This window comes from Nocardia sp. X0981 (assembly GCF_977089955.1).
This window is the reverse complement of sequence record NZ_OZ372435.1, coordinates 2,759,352-2,775,526: the sequence shown is the minus strand read 5'-3', so window position 1 is coordinate 2,775,526 and position 16,175 is coordinate 2,759,352. Positions and strand designations below refer to the sequence as shown.

Genomic DNA, 16,175 nt, shown 5'->3' with positions numbered 1-16,175 from the left:
CCAGGAAAACACACAGTGCATCAGCACCGAGGCAAATCGACAACAGTTGTCGCCCAGGGTGTCTCACGATTGCACCGTCGGTGACAGTCGTAACCGACAATGGCGAGGCAACCAGCTTCGAGGTGTTCTCCAACGACTGCGGAACGACGACCAGGGGCTGGGAATCGTGGTGTCCGCCGGTCCGATCGCCCGGGTTGGCCAAAATGCGCAGGATCATCTCCGCAACCGGGGCTATGCGTAGTCGTCGTCGGCCTGGCCATCGAGCCATGCAACCGCGGCAGCGAATCGCACGCATGCCGCACCGTGGCCGCCGTGCAGCCGACGGACGAAATCCGCCTCCTCGTAGCAGGCGAATGACGGCTCCCCCTCCGCGCAATCTGCATGCCAGGACCGCCACCGATCACGATCGGCGATTCCGGCACGCACACGGTACGGCACCGTGTTCATCGGTTCGCGAGCTTTGCCTTGTCCCAGCCGGCGCGGTCACTCCATGCCTGTAGGTAGTCGGGGGCGAACATCGGGGCGTCCGGAAGTTCGGGGATATCGAAGGCGGCGGCAAGGAGGATCTGGTTGGCGGTGACAATGACGCGGTTGTGTCGCAGTTCGTCGTGGATCTCCTCTGCCAGGTCCGGGGCCTGCTGGCGGTGGGCGTTGTACCAACCGCTGTGCCGGTCGAGGTAGGTGAGCGCGACCACCGCCGCACATGCTCGGGCCACGGTCGCGGCGGTCGGGTCGGTAGCCTCCTCCGCGACGATCAGGGCAGCAGTTGCCATGAGCCTGGCACCGGTGGTGCGGGCGAGGTCGGCCCTGATCGAGTCAATGCCCAGCGCGGTGCCGTCGGGTTCGTAGTTTTCGCCGGCCTGATCGATTCCTGTGGCGGTGTAGAGGTCGGTGGCCAGGATCGTCTCGCGGGTGATGATCATGTCGAGCCACCACGGTCGCACGGTCGGGGTTCCGGGCAGGATCAGCGTCGACAGGGCTTGGTGGGTGCGTCCGGCGGATTTCTCCAGGACTTGGTTGTCGCCTTCGGCGGTTGTGGAGCCGCGAGCGTTGGCGTTCCAGTCGGGGTAGTAGTTGCAGCGTAGCTGCCCCTGGGCACCCCCACGCGCGCTACACGTGCGCAGCGCTTTCTCCGCGATCGTGGTCAGGACCGGTTTGACCACCGTCATCCACAGCGGCAATCGCTCCTGCTGGCCGGGGTCCGTGGACAGGTCGCGGACCAGCCGGCCCAGCACGCTGCCCGCGTAGGCGTGTGCGGCGGAGGTGACGAGGTCGCGTTGCAGGACGTCACTGTGACCGTGAGGCCGCTGCTTGCTGTAGTTGACCAGTCCGGCGACTCCCGCGCGGGCGGCGGCGATATTGGCGGTGGCCAGATCGAGACGGCCACCGACGAGTGGGCTGATGGAGCGATGGCAGCGCCACCGCGCATCGGCTTCATCGCAGCGGAACTCGCCGTCGTCGGTGATCGTGGCCCACTCCCCGCCGAGGAACCCCTCGCGAGGGACGAACAGCCGGTCGGCCAGGGCCCAGCCATGGTCCATCGCGGCGCCGAGTTTGCTGGACATCTCGCCCACCTCGACACCGTCGGCCAACCCTTCTTCGACCGTGCGCAGGCGGGACAGGAACAGGAACACGCCCTCGTCGCGGCCCTCGAAAATCAGGCGCGCACTGAACACCACGATCTTCGGGACAGTGTTGTCGGCGATATTCGGCGGGCCTTTCACCGACCCGATCGTGGGGCTGGACAGCCAGAATCCGTCCGCGTCGCGATCCCAGACCGCCTGCATCTGCTGGTCGGCACCGTTGGTGCCGCCGAGCTCGGTCAGGGCCAGGACACCGACGGCTGCGCCGGTGTCGAGGTCGGCGAGGCACTGCTGCTGGTAGGGGGCGCCGGTGCCGTGGGTCGCGATCGCGCCGATCGCGAGGTCGAAATGCCCGGTCCACACCGTCAGCAAGTGCGGGGCGGCGACCGCGGCCCAGTCGCCCAGCGCACCCCGCAGGTGGGTATCGGCAGTGATCTCGCGTGCAGGGACACCGACCTCGGACAGCACGCTGCGCAGCAGGTCCGGGGCGATTCCGGCTTCCAGCGCGTAGGGCAGGTGATCCTGGGGGACGTCGCCGAGCCGCATGATCAGCTCGCGCGCTTTACGGTAGGTCGCCAGGTACGGGCCGTAGATCGAGTCGCGCAGAGCGGCCACGGTGGGGTCGTCGCCCTGGTATCCGATGGGGCTGATCTGGTCGAGTGTTGTTGTCATGGTGCACAACTCATTTCGGTAGTGCTCAATCGAGCGGATCATTCGAACTGGTGCCGAGGTACAGGCGGACGTGCGGCTACGGGATGAGCAAAGGCTCTGCTGGTGGGAACGCGACCGGCAGCGCGGTGAGTGAACGGTGGAAGGGCCCCGGGCGCCAGGTGAGTTGCTCGCGCGGGATGGCCAGCTGCATATCGGGCAACGCGTCGAAGAGCTGGCCGATGGCCGCGCCGACTATCAGGTCCGAGGATCGGCGGGTCATCTCCGGGCAGCGGTGCCGACCGGCTCCGTGGCCCAAGTGCCAGCCGTTTCCGCCGCCGTAATCCCAGTCGCTGTCGTTGGTCCGGCGAATTGTGGGATCGTTGTTGCAGGCGGCCATGCTGATCAGCACGGGCTGGTGCGCGGGCAGCCATATACCGTCGAGCAGGGTGCGGGCCCGGGGATAGCGGGGGGCGTAGTTCGCCATCGGCGGGTCGAAGGTCAGGTTTTCGACCATCGCGTCCTCGACCGGTGGGGCGAAACCTGCCTCGTTGTGGCGGTAGCGGTCGTTGGTGAGCATCAGCAGGGTCGTGTTGGCGGCGTGGTTACGCGGCACCTCGATACCTGCGGTCAGCAGCGTCACCAGCTGGTGCAGTTTCTCCTCGTGCGCCAGGTCGGTGGCGGTGTGCACGAGATTGGCCGTGACATCGGTGTGCGCCGGGCACCCGTTTTTCGAGGCCATGAGCGCGCCGAGCGCACTGCCCAGCATCGCCTCGACATCGACGGTGGCGTCGGTGTCGAACATCGCCGCGGTCGCGGTCAGGACATCGCCGAGCAACTCGGGCGGGCAGCCCATGATGTCGCTGGTCAGGACGGACGTGAAGAGAGGCGAGAAGTACTGACTGACCAGGTCCGCGCTCGCGTCCCGGCAGAAGCTGTTGATCAGCGAGATCGCTGTGCGTTCGGCGGCCGCGCGCACGTAGTGCAGGTCGACCACCGTCAATCCGCGATTCAGCGCTTTCCGGTATCGGCCGTGCTCGTCGCCGGCCGCGCGGAGCGTGTTGGGGCGCCATTCCATCATCGGCCGCAACCGATGCCGGGTCGGCAGCGTCTTCTGCCACGTCCGCGGGTCGGCCGGGAACCGGTCATCGTCGTTGAGGACCCGTTTCGCCGTGTCGTAGCCGATGACCAGAGTTGCCGGCACGTCCTCGGCCAGCAGCACCGGCACCATCGGTCTGGCACCGGCACGCATCCGCTGGTAGACCGCGTGAGGGTCTTGGGCGAACGCCTGGTCGTACATGCGGTAGCGGGGCCCGAAACTCTCGATCGAGGGATACGACTGAGAGGCGGTGATTTGCGGTGCACTGGTGTGCAGCGAATGGGATTGCACGGGATGGTCCTTACGAAAGGTGCAGCGGCGGCGCGGGGAGGAACGTCGCGGGAAGCGCGGAAAGCGCACGCAGGAACGGGGTCGGAAACCAACTGAGCTGCTCGGCGGGAATCGCCAGCTTCATCACCGGCAGCGCATCAAGCAGCTGTTCGAGTCCGGTAGTGGCGATGAGCAGCGCGAGAACACTGGACGGGCATTGATGTGCGCCCGCGCCCCACGCCAGATGCGCGCGGTTACCGTGGCGTTCGGCGGCCTGAATGGCCGGATCCGCGTTGGCCGCTCGAATGCCGATGACCACCGGTTGATGCGCAGGCAGCCACACTCCGTCCAGCCGTGGCGCGGTCGGATACCGCACGCATCCGTTCGCCACCGGCGGGTCGAGGAACAACGTCTCCTCGACCGCTTCGCGGGCCCCGAGCGCCCCGCCGAGGACATCACCGGTAAAGCGGTCGTCGGTGAGGAACAGCCGCAACGTATTCACCAGCAACGACACGGTCGGCTCAGCCCCGGAGAGGTAGAACTCCGCCAACTGGTGTACGACCTCGTCGTCGGTCAAGCCGGCCGGATGCTGCATAAGCCATGTCGCTATGTCCTCGGCCGGTGCGGCCTTCTTCTGACGCACCACCTCGGCCAGCACCGCCGTGGCCAGGTCGTATCCCTGCACTGCGACCTGGGCATCATCTGCGGTCAGGTGCTCGGTCACTGCCTGATACAGCTGCGCATTCGCGTCCTCGGGCACCCCGGCGATCTGGCCCAGCGCCGTGTACACCAGCGGCACACCGTATTCGGAGCGCAGATCAGCCTGCCCGCGGTCACAAAACAGGTTGATCAGGCCGACCGCGACGCGTTCCACCTGGGCCTGCACCATGTGCAGGTTCACCCCGCTCAGAACATCGACGACCACGCGCCGGTACCGGTCATGATCGGCGCCAGAGCTGCGTGCCGCGGTCGGCCGCCACTCCAAGCCCGGACGCACCGGACATTCACCTGGCACACCTTTCTGCCAGACCCGCGGGTCGGCGGAGTAGAACTCATCGCGCAGGACCTCCAATGCCTTGCCGTAGCCCGTCACCAACGTGACCGGCACATCATCGGCCAGCGTGACCGGGACCAACGGTCCGAACTGCTTCCGCGTCTGCTGGTAGAAGCGGTCCGGATCGGCAGCGAACGCCGCACCCCATAGCGGCACCGCCCGGCCGTCCGGCGCCATCGGCGAGCCCTGCGCAGTCCCCGATTCTCCGGATGGGGTCTGTGCTGGACGGGCAAGAGACCTCTTCACAAACACTCCAAGGGATACATAGAAATCGAATGCACGTGTCCCCCTGCGGTACACGTGGCGCCGCCGTCGTCGGGAGGGCTGGAATGCTGTGGTGTTCGACGTTCGGCTGAGGCAGATTCAGGCTGGCAGAGCACAGGATTCGCGAACATGAGCCGCTGCCCTAGACTTGTCCTACTCTCGTGTTCGACCGAGTTTCGACGGACAGTCTCGATGGCGACCGATAAGGGGGATGAACGGGGCCTATGGCGTCAGTGGTGGCCCGCTGGACGGGATACGAAGCCCGCGCCTTGCGTGAGGCCACAAGGATGAGCGTTCGCGAGTTCGCTGCTCACCTGGGTGTGAACGATGCAGCGGTCTCCAACTGGGAACGGCGCGGAATCGAAGCCAAGCTACGGTATGAGACTCAGCAGATTCTCGATACTGAACTCGCCCGATCTGGCCCGGACGTAGTAGCCAGGTTCGAGTTCATCCTTCAGCACGAAGCGGAAGACACTCCCCTTGGAACAGGACCGATTCCGAATCAGTCAGCGACCAGCGGGCCTGACTTCGGACTCCGGTCCAGGCGGCGAACGGCGGCTCTCCTCGATACAGCGACGCCGGTCCTCATGGAGGTACCGTATCGGGTCGATGATGCAGCAGTCGGGAGGTTTCGCCAGTTCCTCGCCTCAACGGCAAGGGTATTCGTCATCGCGGGCGGTGTGGGTAGCGGAAAGACCTGCCTCTCTCAACACTTGGTCCGCGAATGCCGGGAAACGGTGGATTTCCAACTTCACCTTTGCCAGACGTGGGTTCTGCCCACTACGGATCTGGCTACCGAAGTTCTGCGGTATTCCTCGTTATCGAGCGGTGATGATGCGTTACTCACTCTGGAGCGTGTCGTAGGCGCGCTCGCATCTCCGTGCGTTGTTGTTATCGATGGCATTTCGTCGGAGGAGCATCTTTCCTTCGTCGGTCGGCAAGTCGATGGCATATTGCGCCAAACAGACTCCCATCACCTTCGGTTTGTCCTCGTCGTCCGGACACCGCCCGAGCTCGACCTCTCCCCTTTTCCGATCCTGGCGGCCTCTACATTCAGACAGATCAGTGCGTCACCAACGGCTTCGTACACACTTGCACCCTGGACGATGACCGAGACACGCGAATGGTGGGACGGCACGCGCCGCAACAGCCAAATACCGTTCTCGCGCCTACCGGGGCCGCTGCAATCCCTGGCATCTATCCCGCTGTATTCGCAGTTGCTTCACAGCGCCGGAGAACCCCTCCAGGAGGGAATTCGCAATGGTCCGGCGAATGGGTTTCGCCTTGTCGACCATTGCGTGCGGACTATTCTCGGCCGCAACGCCCAACCCATCGAGCCAACCATCGAGAGCCTCATACAGGTAGCCCGTGCACTGGATCCGAACGCGATTCCGCCGTCTCTGACCACCCCTTCACAGAAGACCAATTACCGCGCCGAGCCCCCGCAGCCGACTCCTCTTTTCGTGGAGCGGGCCTCCGACGGAGGTGCGCGTTTCGCCCACGACATCTTCCGTGCTTACTTCCTTGCTACCTGGATTTCGGACCGGTTAGCAGAGACCGGGAGGTCTGCCGCGACCGTCATCGCATTCAACGAACTGGCCGTTCGCGCATCGCAGTCCGCCGCGGCGCGCAATGTGTTCGATTTTGTGGTGTGTGCACTCGATTCCCGCGCGCACCACCTCATCGAGGTGATCGCCTTGGCGCCATCGATCACGATGGACGTAGCGCTCCCGATGTTGCTCGAAACCATGGCAACCAACGGCGTACTGGCAGAAGATGCTATTCGTTCCTCCGCCCACCGCTGTACACAGTCGCAGGCACTGACCAAAGCGGTGCTGGCCACACCGAACCTCCCGGAAATCCTCGGCGATCAGCACGCGCCCTGGGTGGTCGAACAACTACGCACTCACGGCTCGCAGCTCTGGCCTTCCATCGCCAAACATGTCGAGGATGCCCTTAATGTAGAGATCAGCACTCGAATCGTCAGCTGCATCGACCTCGACAGCCCTGCTGAAGCGGCCTTCCTCGCCCGCTACTTCGACCTGTTCACGAATGCGGGCCACGACCCATTCGATCTACTGCAGCAACTCGTTCGTAATCTCGACTGGCGTGTACGCGCGGCCCTCGCCGAATCATTGCCAGGACGCGGCACGCTCAGCCCTCCACAGGTGAACTCCCTCATCGAGCAACTCGCAGGTGATTACGACTACAAAGTGCGAGCAGGCCTCGCCAGGGCGATCAGCGCCCTCGACACCGCCGCTTGCCAGCGTGTCCTTCGGTTAATGCTCACCGACAACAACTGGCATGTGCGCGAGCAAGCACTCCAGTCGATCACCGCGGCGCGACAGAACCCGGTGCCTGATCCAGCGTTCACGGACCAAGTCCTCGCCATCATCTCCACTGATAAGAGCTGGCTCAGACCCCCCGTGCACGTAGCGAAGCTCATCACCCGAATACATATGCTCAGCGGCACAACCACTCGGGATCTACAAGTCCGGGAAAACACCGGTCTGATCGGGCTTCTCAAAGAAGTTCGGTCCGGCTGGATCACATTGCCACCCGAACGTGAGCAAGCCCTGGTCCGCTGTGGTCAGGAGTCCTCTCATTGGCTCGTGGCGCGCGAAGCCGAAGCGGTCCGACGGCGACATGAGTCCGGAACACCCAGCATCCAGGAGTGGTATCGACGGCGCCGCGGCAGGCGCTCGCTCCAGGTGGCCCTCGATGTTCATTCGCTCGACCGGGCAACCGAGATAGCCTACGTGGCCGTCGAGGCCGACGTAGATTTTATCGAGGTCGGTGACCCGCTGATCAAACGGGAGGGCATCGCGGCAATCGAAGCGATCAAGCAGTGCGCGCCGGACACCGCCGTCGTAGCTGAGATGATGTCCGCAGACTGGGGCCGGGACCAGGTCGAACTCGCCGCTGAAGCCGGCGCTGATGTCATCCTCTTGATCGGTCCTGCATCGATGGCCAGTGTTTCTACCGCGGTCGCAGCAGCCCGGCGCCTCGGTGTTGCACTCACCCTCGATGCCACACCCGAGCACGCCACGCCCGCCTGGCTGCGCGATATGGAACGCACCGGCATCGACGGTTTCGTAGTCACCACCAATATCGACCTCGGTGTCGGCAGCAATCACCCCCTGGCCACCGCCGCCGCGGTCCGCAGATACAGCCAACTGCCCGTCGCGGTCTCCGGCGGCTTCAGCCCCGGCGACGACGCACTGAGTAGTGACGAATGGGACATAGCCATAATCGGTCGCAGCATTGCCGACGCCGTAGCACCGGCCGATACTGCCGGCCAGCTGGCCACCCTTGCCCGTAAGATCCGCGCCAAGGAGCATTCGTGATCATCACGCCGCTGCAGCCAGAACACATCGGCGAAGTCCGACAGCTCATGCAGCTCGGGGAGCCCTACATCAGCGCGCGCACCCTGTCGGACTACTGGCTGTATGCGACGCTGTTTTCCACCACCTGCCCCGTGGCAGTCGACGAGGAGAACACACTCGCCGGCGCAGTCATCGCCTTCCGAAGCCAGGACGAACCCGCCGACGTGTACGTACAGGACGTAATGGTTCATCCGCACTACCGCCGCCGCAACATCGCACGAACGCTTCTCGGCGCAGTGCGATCGCGAGCTGCGGGATGGGGTTGCACGCGACTGTACTTGACGTCTGAACCCGAAAACCGCGCAGCACACTCCAGTTGGATCGCACTAGGGTTCGAGAACCTCGAGGGCGACAGGGAGATCGATGGGGTCTCCGTCACCAACGACTTCAAAGGCCCAGGCCGAGATCGAGCTGTCTACGCGCTTTCCCTGGAATAGGCTCTCCCGTATCCGATTCGCCTCGTTGGCCCCTGCATTGACACCGGCCGCTCATCCTTGTTCAGGAATCGCACGCCAGGGCCTGGCGACCGACTGCAATCCATGAAGCGGGCCAACGCCAGGTCAGGCGACGCTGCCGCGTAACACCGCTACGCAGAACTACAGCAGAACTAGGACAGGACCGCGGTGTCTACTTTCGGTCTCACCAACGACGCTGGTCACGAGTACGCGACTCCTCGTCGCCGACGGCCGAGCGTCGTGACCTGCTGACCATTTCCGGCACCGACCTCACCCGAGGCGAGGAGGTCCATTCGAGTGAGAGGTGAGCCCGTAATGCTCACACCGGAAACAGATTCCCAGTTCGCTGAAACGTGCCGAGAGGAAGGAATCAACCCGGCCGAAGCCGCCCGCTCGGTAGCCAACGGCACGATGGTCTTTCTCCGGTCCGAAGCCAGCAAGCATATGGAGAACTTCAAACCCCTCCTTGTCGGCACCGGCACCAGGCCCAAGATCAGCGGCCTGATCGGGCTGGGGCCGCGTGACACCGATCGGCACGCCATCGTCGACACGATGAGCGTCATCCTCGCCGCACGCCCCGATGCCGTCATGGACCTCACGACCAACCCGGAGGGTGTCGCTCTACGCACCGACCTCAAAGAGATCATGGGCGTTCCACTCGGGGCTTGCCTGACCTATGACCTGTTCACCGACCCCCGCCGGCGCATGAGCCGTGCGGAATTCCTCGAACGATTCGAGGCAGGATTGGCAACCGGGGTCGACTACGTGCTTGTCCATATGGGTATCACCCCGGCGATATCCGAGGCGATGAAGAAATCGACCCGAATCGTGCCCACCACCTCGCGCGGCGGCGGACTGATCGACCGCTACATGCGGATACAGCACTGCGACAACCCCTTGATCGAGCACCTCGACGGCATCATCGAGATCTGCCGACGCCGCGAGGTCGTACTCGACCTCGGCGACATCTTCCGGTCTGCCTGTACTGCGGACGCCGCCAACGATGAACTGAAGTGGATGGAGCTGCGGCTGCTGGCCCAGCTACGCGCCGAGATACTGCGCGGCGGCGTGCAGGTGCTGTGTGAAAGCGGTGGGCACATCCCACTCCATCTGATCCCCGAGCTCATCCCCGCCTACAAGGAGGCCCTGGGCGGTGCGCCGCTCTGGCTGGCCGGGCCCATGGTGATCGACAATGCCGTCACGCTCGACCAAGTCGTCAATACCCTCGGTATCCTCGCCGCCGGCCAGTGGGGCGGGGACATGTTCGCCTCCATCACCCATAACGAGCATTACGCGATGCCGACCGCACCTGATACCGCCGAAGCCATCCGGTTCGCACGGGTCGCGATCACTGCATTGGAGTTGGCTCGCGGAAAGGAGTCCGAGACCACCAGGCAGCGCGCGATGGGGCAGTCCCGGCGCCGCAATTCCTGGGCCGAACAGGCCGAGCTCGCGCTGTACCCGGACCTGGCAGACCAGGCGTTCATCCGCGAAGGACTCAAAGACGGCGCACCGTGCACGATCTGCGGCAAGTACTGCCCACTCGTCATCGTCCACAAAGACGACGAGAAGCCGGTCACAGCCTCGGCAGTACGGTCCTTGCCCGTTATCGAGCCGGAGGACTGATCATGCTGGCCACTGCTATACGGCACAGCATTGTGCGGCGCCTTCCCGATTACGCCGAACTCGACGATGCGGCGACCGACATCGCGGACCGCCTCCTGTCGATCGGCCACCGCGTACCGCCGGACGACTGGCTGATCGTCGGTGGTTCCCTCGCCCGCGGCGAGCCGACATTCGTGCGGCACGACCAGCAGCATGTGCTGGTCTCCGATATCGATTTCCTGTACGTCCACTCCGGACAGCGGCCATCGATGCCGGTAGCGGAGCTGGTCGAGATGGCCGAACAATACTTTTCGACTGTCGATCTCATGGTTCTTCCGCTGTCCGGCTACCGCCGCGTCCAAACCTCGCTCGGCTACGACTTCAAGAACCTCGGTATAGCACTCACCGACACCGGTCTCCCAGGCCATACCCCTGTCGAGCTGGATGCCCGCGACGCCTACGAGATCCTGCTCTACTACACGCAAGCATATTTCTGGTGCGGGCTACACGGCCCGTGGCTCAACGGCGAAAACACTGCGCAGCACCATCTCGTGACCAACCGGCTGTGCATGAAGATCCTGCGCGCCACCGCGATGCTGGACGGCGCCTACGCGCACCACGACTTCGACCGTATGCCGCGGCCGATCGCGGACCGGATGCGCGCGGAACTGCGCTGGCGCCGTGACCCGTCGCAGCCTCCTATGGACGCGGGCCGATTCTGGACCTATCTCGCCGAGGCACTGACGCGTTTCGATACCGAATTCGGGCAACGGCGAGCTGATGCGGTCAACTACAGCCGGTACGCGACGACAAGCAGCGGGCGGATCGTCGCCCGTCACCACCAGGCGGCCCATCAGTTGGCGCGGGCAATGGCTGACGCATGGCTCGTCACAGGCGACCCGCGGGCATTGGCTACGGTGAAGCACCGTGCGTGGGCGGAATACACCGGCTGGGACGGCACCCACATACAGCCCAGCCCGGAAGACTACTTCCGCCGCCACAAGCAGGACATTCACGACCATCTATTGGCGATGAAAGTGCAGGTTGTATGAAACTGCTGGTCACCGGAGGTGCGGGCTATGTCGGCGCCACCGTCGCTCGCATGGCACGCGACGCCGGCCACCAGGTCGTCATCGTCGACGACCTCTCCCGCAACGACGATCGCCAGGTCCCCTCCGGCGTGGTCTTCGCGCGGCTACGCGTCCACGACATCGCCGATGTCCTCACCGCTGAGGCCGGTTTCGACGCGGTCCTGCACTTCGCCGGCCTCATCGCCGCCGGCGAATCCATGGCACATCCGGAATGGCACTGGGACAACAACACCCGTGCCTCGCTAGCCCTCCTCGACGCCATGCGCGCCGCCGAGGTCGGCAAACTGGTGTTCTCCTCCACCGCCGCCGTCTACGGCGAACCGACCGAACTGCCCCTCACCGAAACCTCACCCACCAACCCGGTCAACACCTACGGCGACACCAAACTCGCCGTCGACCGCGCCATCGCGTCCTACACCCGCACGGGCACCCTCGGCGCGACCTCGCTGCGCTACTTCAACGTCGCCGGCGCCCACGCCTGCGACGACGGCATCATGATCGGCGAGCGACACGACCCCGAAACCCACCTCATCCCCCTCGCCCTGGACGCCGCACTCGGCCACCGCGACAAGCTCTCCTTGTTCGGCGACGACTACCCCACCGCCGACGGCACCTGCGTCCGCGACTACATCCACATCACCGATCTCGCCCGCGCCCATCTGCTGGCACTCGACGCGATTGAGCCGGGCGAACACAATATCTACAATCTCGGCAACGGTATCGGCTTCTCCAACCTCCAAGTCGTACAGGCCGTACGCGAAGTCACCGGAGCACAATTCGACGTCGAGAACGCCCCACGGCGGCCCGGAGACCCCGCCGTCCTTTACGCATCATCGGACTTGGCGCACAGCGAACTCGGATGGAAACCGGAGAAACCCGACATCGCCGACATCGTCGCCGACGCCTGGGCATTCCACCGCACCCACCGGTAACCGAACCAACAGGACACCGATGACCACCCCCTCGCTGGACACCGAATACGCAGACCTCACGCCGCTACAGGTCCGCATCGCCACCCACCAGCACCACTCCGAATACCCCGACGACCCCGTCGCCGAAGTCCTCGCAGCCCTCGGCCTAACCGGCAGCGAGGACCTCGCCGATATCGGCTGCGGCGACGCACGTTTCCTCGCACACCTGCGCGAAACGGGCCACACCGGTCGTCTCGTCGGCGTAGATACCTCACCCACCATGGTCGCCGCCGCGGCGGCGATCACCGGTGTCACCGCGCTCCACGGCGAGGCCAGAAATCTACCGCTACGGGACGACGAGGTCGACATTTGCACCGCCCGGCACATGCTCTACCACGTCGCGGACCCACTCGTCGCACTCTCGGAATTCCGGCGGATCACCCGACCCGGCGGGACGGTCGCTGTCACCGTCAACCACGACCGAACCTGCCATCGCACACACCAACTCGTCGCCGCGCATGCAAGCAGTTACAGCATCACCCCGCCGGACGGAATGATCAACCGCACCGTAACCAGCGACACCTTGCCCGACATGATGCAGGACATCTTCGGCAACACGACGATCGAAACCCATGACAACGCGCTGGTTTTCGACCGACCCGGACCGCTGATCGCCTTTGCTGAGGCGCTGTTCACCTTCTGCGGTATCGCACCCGACTCGCCACACCGCGTTCAGATCCTCGCCGACATCACCAGCGAGATCGAACAGTGGTTCATGACCCATCCGGACCAACTGTGGCGCGACTCCAAGGGTTATTCCATTGCCACCGCAACTATCACCGGGTGACTGGGAACGAGATGCGCCTCGTGAGCCACTACATCCTTGCGAACCAGCTCACGGGCGGCGGAATTCGCCATCGGCCACACCTTTGCCGAAGGCTTCCCATTCATCAGCGGTGTAGCGCAGCGTGACAATCCTCGAGGCGGTGTCGGCGGCGGCCAGCTCGGCGGAACCATCCGCGTTCACACTGACCTCGGCGGTGCCAACTGTGCCGGGCCGGCTGCTGAGTGCGAGATCGAGAAAAGCGGTCCAGCAGGCGGTCGGGATCGCGATTGTCGGCTGGGTGTCGGGCGCGTCGGCGTAGTCGCTGTTCTGTTTGCTGTCTCGGATGAGCACGCAGTCACCAAGGAACTTGACCTCGACGCACGAGGGGCCGTCGTTGGAGTACGACGACTTGAAGAAATCACCGTTGTTGCTGGTGACGGGCCTATCTGTGCTCATACTGATCAGGCTATCCTATCTGCCACTTGCTGGATCAGGGCCGCGGAGTCCTCTGGGCTCAGCGCCAGGTCGAGTTGGCGGTCGAACAGGATCCGCAGTTCGCGGACTCGGGATGCGTCGTCGATGATTCCCCGGGTGGCGACCGATTCGTGCCATGCCAGGGACGGCAGCATGGGGCTGGCGAAGTGGATGATGTGGAACGGCGATCCCGACAGGATCGGGCGCCTGGGAGCGGTGAAGGGGACGATTCTGACCTCGATCGTGTCGCGTCGTGCCATCTCGTTGAGGTGACGCAACTGGCCGGCCACCACCTCAGGACTACCGGTGAGCTGGTGAAGTGCCGCCTCATGAATCAGCGCGGTCAGCTCCAGTGGGTCTTCGCCGGCTAATCGTTCTTGTCGTTTCATCCGGGCGTCGATGTACAGGTCCGCGTCGACCGGGCGAATTCGGGCGATATCGGAGTCCATGATCGCGCGGGCGTAGTCCACGGTCTGTAGCAGACCCGGGACTATCAACCCTTCATAACTCTGAATGGCCTTCGCGCCATGTTCGAGGCCGAACAATCTGAGGGTCTCGGTGTCGAAGAGGGCGGAGTAATCCATCCACCAGCCGCGCTCGCGGGCATCGGCACGGAGGGCTTCGAGTAGTTGCCGTTCCTCATTGTCCGCAGCGGCGATGCCGAACAGTTTCAGGAGCGCGTGGAAGTTGTCGTCGGTCAGGGCGCGCCGGTCGCTCATGAGCTGGTGCCAGTGATTGGTGGTGATACCCAGCGCCTTGGCGGCGGTCTTGACGTCGATCTGCTGCGCGGTCTTCCACTGGTTGATCCGAAGCAGCAACTCCCAACGGGCGACCGTCGGTGACTTCACGCGTCAGCTCCTTCCCTGGGGTCGAAGCGATCCTACCCCTCGCCTGAAATACCGGTCTGGCAGTTGTGCTGACAACTTGTCAGAGCTACCGTCAGACATGACATCGGCCACTACATCCGACTAGTTCGGATCACATGTGTCAGACAGGGAGAAGTCATGCCGATACAAGTCATCGACCGGACACTGATGGTCAGCGACCGGTGCGGGCATCAAGCAAGAAGCGTCGGAGACCAGCAGTGGGTAGTCAGTTTCCTGCCGGGCCGCACGCTCTCGACCGAACAAGCCACCGCGGCCATGCAGATCGCGGAATCCGTCGCCGACAACCTCGTGCTGGCCAGGTACCTGGGCTTGACCGTTCTCGAAGCCTGCGGCCTGGCGGCCCAAGAGCCCCCACCCGGCGAAGTAACCGCAGTCGCCACACGACGCACATTTCGTCGGTTCGGTGACGGGGCAGGGCGGTGGTCTGCATGAGAAACCATCGGGCGCTGACTGATCGGCAGGCTTCGATTGCTCTCGTCATCATGTTCAGCGCAGGAGCAGCCAGGGGACGGAGAGTAGCGAAGCAGGCGCGGCGGGCGTCGCGATCTCACATGTTGCGCTCTGTCGATACCGGCGGCCGTCACCGGCTGGAGGCGTAATGTTCGAGCAGTGCCACAGCGCGCATGAGGTTGCCCATGTATATCGTGCGATGGGATTCGACGCGTCACTGATCTTCCACCGAGTCGCGTTGATCGCATCCAACTCACTCGGAGCGGTAGCGATGCCAGCCGCCCTGGGCGCCGACGTACGCCGCGCACTCACCGACGGACCGCGCGCGATCCATGCGCCGATCATCAGCTTCCACCGCCCCGACCGAGAGTGGGTCTACCTGGTCGGCCCCGGTATAGGTCGCAGTCTCGGCCGCGCAACCCGAGATATGTTCGACACTGCCGGAGTACGGATCATGATGTCCGGACAGCGGGTATGGCTCCCGATGAGTGACAGCTTCACCCAATGGTATTGGGTATCGCCGCCCAGTCACGCCAGGGCATTGCCGTCGCGGACCGCGGTACTCACAACCACGCGTCATCTGCTGCACCTGCAGTCGCATTCGTCCGTACGGCGGTGAACCCATGTACACCGTCACCGCGATGAGTGCGACGACCCCGTTCCCATCCTGCGAGGAACTGCTATCCGCCGTACGGGGCCACCGTATCTCCGCCCATCCCCTGACTGGGCTGGCCCGTGAATTCGGCCGGATGCACCGGCGCCAACTTCACCTGGACGAACCTGCGGACCGCCGCCACCGAAACGCTTTGATCCGCAGGGTAGACGAGTGGGTCGCGAACCATCTCCCTCCCCCGCATCCGGCATCGACGCTGCATCCCGAGTCGATGGGAACGGTGATCGACCGCCTCGCTGAAACACAGGTGCTCGCGTTTCACCTGCTCATGACGATCGAGCCTTCTCATCCCAGCGTGCACAAGGCGTGGTACCAGCTCGCCGAACTGCGCGACAACTACACCGACCTGACGACCGCAGTCACACACCGGGCACTCCGCCTGCCTTGCACACCAATCCCATGACCACCGGGGTCGACAACCCACAAAGCAAGGAGCCTCGAAATTTCCATTCCCGGCCTACCTGCATCTGGCCACCGGACCTCCCCATTCCTCGGGACA

14 protein-coding genes are annotated in these 16,175 nt (G+C 64.2%); 9 read left to right on the top strand and 5 right to left on the bottom strand.

The genetic code is table 11. From position 1 onward, the window contains the following. Positions 1–443 precede the first annotated feature (443 nt). The 3 genes from ACYR7D_RS12125 to ACYR7D_RS12115 all read right to left on the bottom strand — a co-directional run bounded on the left by ACYR7D_RS12125 (position 444) and on the right by ACYR7D_RS12115 (position 4,831). On the bottom strand, positions 444–2,255 hold the full coding sequence (locus tag ACYR7D_RS12125) for an acyl-CoA dehydrogenase family protein (protein ID WP_040789285.1): 1,812 nt from the start codon (positions 2,253–2,255) through the stop codon (positions 444–446). A gap of 76 nt (positions 2,256–2,331) precedes the next feature. Then, positions 2,332–3,621 (bottom strand): cytochrome P450 family protein, encoded by a 1,290-nt coding sequence (locus ACYR7D_RS12120; protein ID WP_280499764.1) that lies wholly within the window; start codon positions 3,619–3,621, stop codon positions 2,332–2,334. Positions 3,622–3,631: 10 nt separating this feature from the next. Then, positions 3,632–4,831 (bottom strand): cytochrome P450 family protein, encoded by a 1,200-nt coding sequence (locus tag ACYR7D_RS12115; RefSeq protein WP_040789283.1) that lies wholly within the window; start codon positions 4,829–4,831, stop codon positions 3,632–3,634. A gap of 374 nt (positions 4,832–5,205) precedes the next feature. Here ACYR7D_RS12115 and ACYR7D_RS12110 point away from each other — a divergent pair, with 374 nt between their 5' ends. The 6 genes from ACYR7D_RS12110 to ACYR7D_RS12085 all read left to right on the top strand — a co-directional run bounded on the left by ACYR7D_RS12110 (position 5,206) and on the right by ACYR7D_RS12085 (position 13,213). Next, a complete protein-coding gene (locus ACYR7D_RS12110) occupies positions 5,206–8,265 on the top strand; it encodes an orotidine 5'-phosphate decarboxylase / HUMPS family protein (RefSeq protein WP_157224087.1) in 3,060 nt (1,019 codons plus the stop codon). Next, positions 8,262–8,741, top strand: coding sequence for a GNAT family N-acetyltransferase (locus ACYR7D_RS12105; protein WP_040789278.1), 480 nt, complete (start codon positions 8,262–8,264; stop codon positions 8,739–8,741). The genes ACYR7D_RS12110 and ACYR7D_RS12105 overlap by 4 nt, the downstream gene beginning before the upstream one ends. A 333-nt stretch (positions 8,742–9,074) precedes the next feature. Next, positions 9,075–10,385, top strand: coding sequence for a phosphomethylpyrimidine synthase ThiC (locus ACYR7D_RS12100; RefSeq protein WP_138448536.1), 1,311 nt, complete (start codon positions 9,075–9,077; stop codon positions 10,383–10,385). Positions 10,386–10,387: 2 nt separating this feature from the next. Further along, positions 10,388–11,416: a hypothetical protein gene (locus ACYR7D_RS12095; protein WP_138448537.1), complete on the top strand. Its 1,029-nt coding sequence runs from the start codon at positions 10,388–10,390 to the stop codon at positions 11,414–11,416. Further along, on the top strand, positions 11,413–12,387 hold the full coding sequence (gene galE, locus ACYR7D_RS12090) for a UDP-glucose 4-epimerase GalE (protein WP_195007219.1): 975 nt from the start codon (positions 11,413–11,415) through the stop codon (positions 12,385–12,387). The genes ACYR7D_RS12095 and galE overlap by 4 nt, the downstream gene beginning before the upstream one ends. A gap of 19 nt (positions 12,388–12,406) precedes the next feature. Then, positions 12,407–13,213, top strand: coding sequence for a class I SAM-dependent methyltransferase (locus ACYR7D_RS12085; RefSeq protein WP_138448539.1), 807 nt, complete (start codon positions 12,407–12,409; stop codon positions 13,211–13,213). 48 nt (positions 13,214–13,261) lie between these two features. Here ACYR7D_RS12085 and ACYR7D_RS12080 read toward each other — a convergent pair whose 3' ends face one another. Together ACYR7D_RS12080 and ACYR7D_RS12075 are read right to left on the bottom strand one after the other, a co-directional pair. After that, complete coding sequence (locus ACYR7D_RS12080; RefSeq protein WP_040789268.1) at positions 13,262–13,648, bottom strand: DUF397 domain-containing protein; 387 nt, start codon at positions 13,646–13,648, stop codon at positions 13,262–13,264. Positions 13,649–13,653: 5 nt separating this feature from the next. Beyond that, entirely contained in the window at positions 13,654–14,514 is an 861-nt protein-coding gene (locus ACYR7D_RS12075; RefSeq protein WP_040789266.1) for a DUF5753 domain-containing protein, read from the bottom strand. A 156-nt stretch (positions 14,515–14,670) separates the two neighbouring features. Between ACYR7D_RS12075 and ACYR7D_RS12070 the strand changes: the two genes are divergently transcribed. The 3 genes from ACYR7D_RS12070 (at position 14,671) to ACYR7D_RS12060 (ending at position 16,079) form a co-directional block, all read left to right on the top strand. Then, on the top strand, positions 14,671–14,985 hold the full coding sequence (locus ACYR7D_RS12070; protein ID WP_040789264.1) for a hypothetical protein: 315 nt from the start codon (positions 14,671–14,673) through the stop codon (positions 14,983–14,985). Between the two features lie 289 nt (positions 14,986–15,274). Continuing rightward, on the top strand, positions 15,275–15,622 hold the full coding sequence (locus tag ACYR7D_RS12065; protein ID WP_157112826.1) for a hypothetical protein: 348 nt from the start codon (positions 15,275–15,277) through the stop codon (positions 15,620–15,622). A 4-nt stretch (positions 15,623–15,626) separates the two neighbouring features. Next, the gene (locus tag ACYR7D_RS12060; RefSeq protein ID WP_083874090.1) at positions 15,627–16,079 is read left to right on the top strand and encodes a DUF4254 domain-containing protein; all 453 of its coding nucleotides are present in this window, start codon (positions 15,627–15,629) and stop codon (positions 16,077–16,079) included. The last annotated feature ends 96 nt before the right edge of the window (positions 16,080–16,175 follow it).

What these genes read in the sequence shown, in the direction of transcription:
- ACYR7D_RS12110 (WP_157224087.1), top strand. Translation starts at nt 5,206, where the DNA reads ATGAGCGTTCGCGAGTTCGCTGCTCACCTGGGTGTGAACGATGCAGCG.
- ACYR7D_RS12085 (WP_138448539.1), top strand. Translation starts at nt 12,407, where the DNA reads ATGACCACCCCCTCGCTGGACACCGAATACGCAGACCTCACGCCGCTA.
- ACYR7D_RS12060 (WP_083874090.1), top strand. Translation starts at nt 15,627, where the DNA reads ATGTACACCGTCACCGCGATGAGTGCGACGACCCCGTTCCCATCCTGC.
- ACYR7D_RS12070 (WP_040789264.1), top strand. Translation starts at nt 14,671, where the DNA reads ATGCCGATACAAGTCATCGACCGGACACTGATGGTCAGCGACCGGTGC.
- ACYR7D_RS12125 (WP_040789285.1), bottom strand. Translation starts at nt 2,255, where the DNA reads ATGACAACAACACTCGACCAGATCAGCCCCATCGGATACCAGGGCGAC.
- ACYR7D_RS12080 (WP_040789268.1), bottom strand. Translation starts at nt 13,648, where the DNA reads ATGAGCACAGATAGGCCCGTCACCAGCAACAACGGTGATTTCTTCAAG.
- galE (WP_195007219.1), top strand. Translation starts at nt 11,413, where the DNA reads ATGAAACTGCTGGTCACCGGAGGTGCGGGCTATGTCGGCGCCACCGTC.
- ACYR7D_RS12115 (WP_040789283.1), bottom strand. Translation starts at nt 4,831, where the DNA reads ATGGCGCCGGACGGCCGGGCGGTGCCGCTATGGGGTGCGGCGTTCGCT.
- ACYR7D_RS12100 (WP_138448536.1), top strand. Translation starts at nt 9,075, where the DNA reads ATGCTCACACCGGAAACAGATTCCCAGTTCGCTGAAACGTGCCGAGAG.
- ACYR7D_RS12065 (WP_157112826.1), top strand. Translation starts at nt 15,275, where the DNA reads ATGCCAGCCGCCCTGGGCGCCGACGTACGCCGCGCACTCACCGACGGA.
- ACYR7D_RS12095 (WP_138448537.1), top strand. Translation starts at nt 10,388, where the DNA reads ATGCTGGCCACTGCTATACGGCACAGCATTGTGCGGCGCCTTCCCGAT.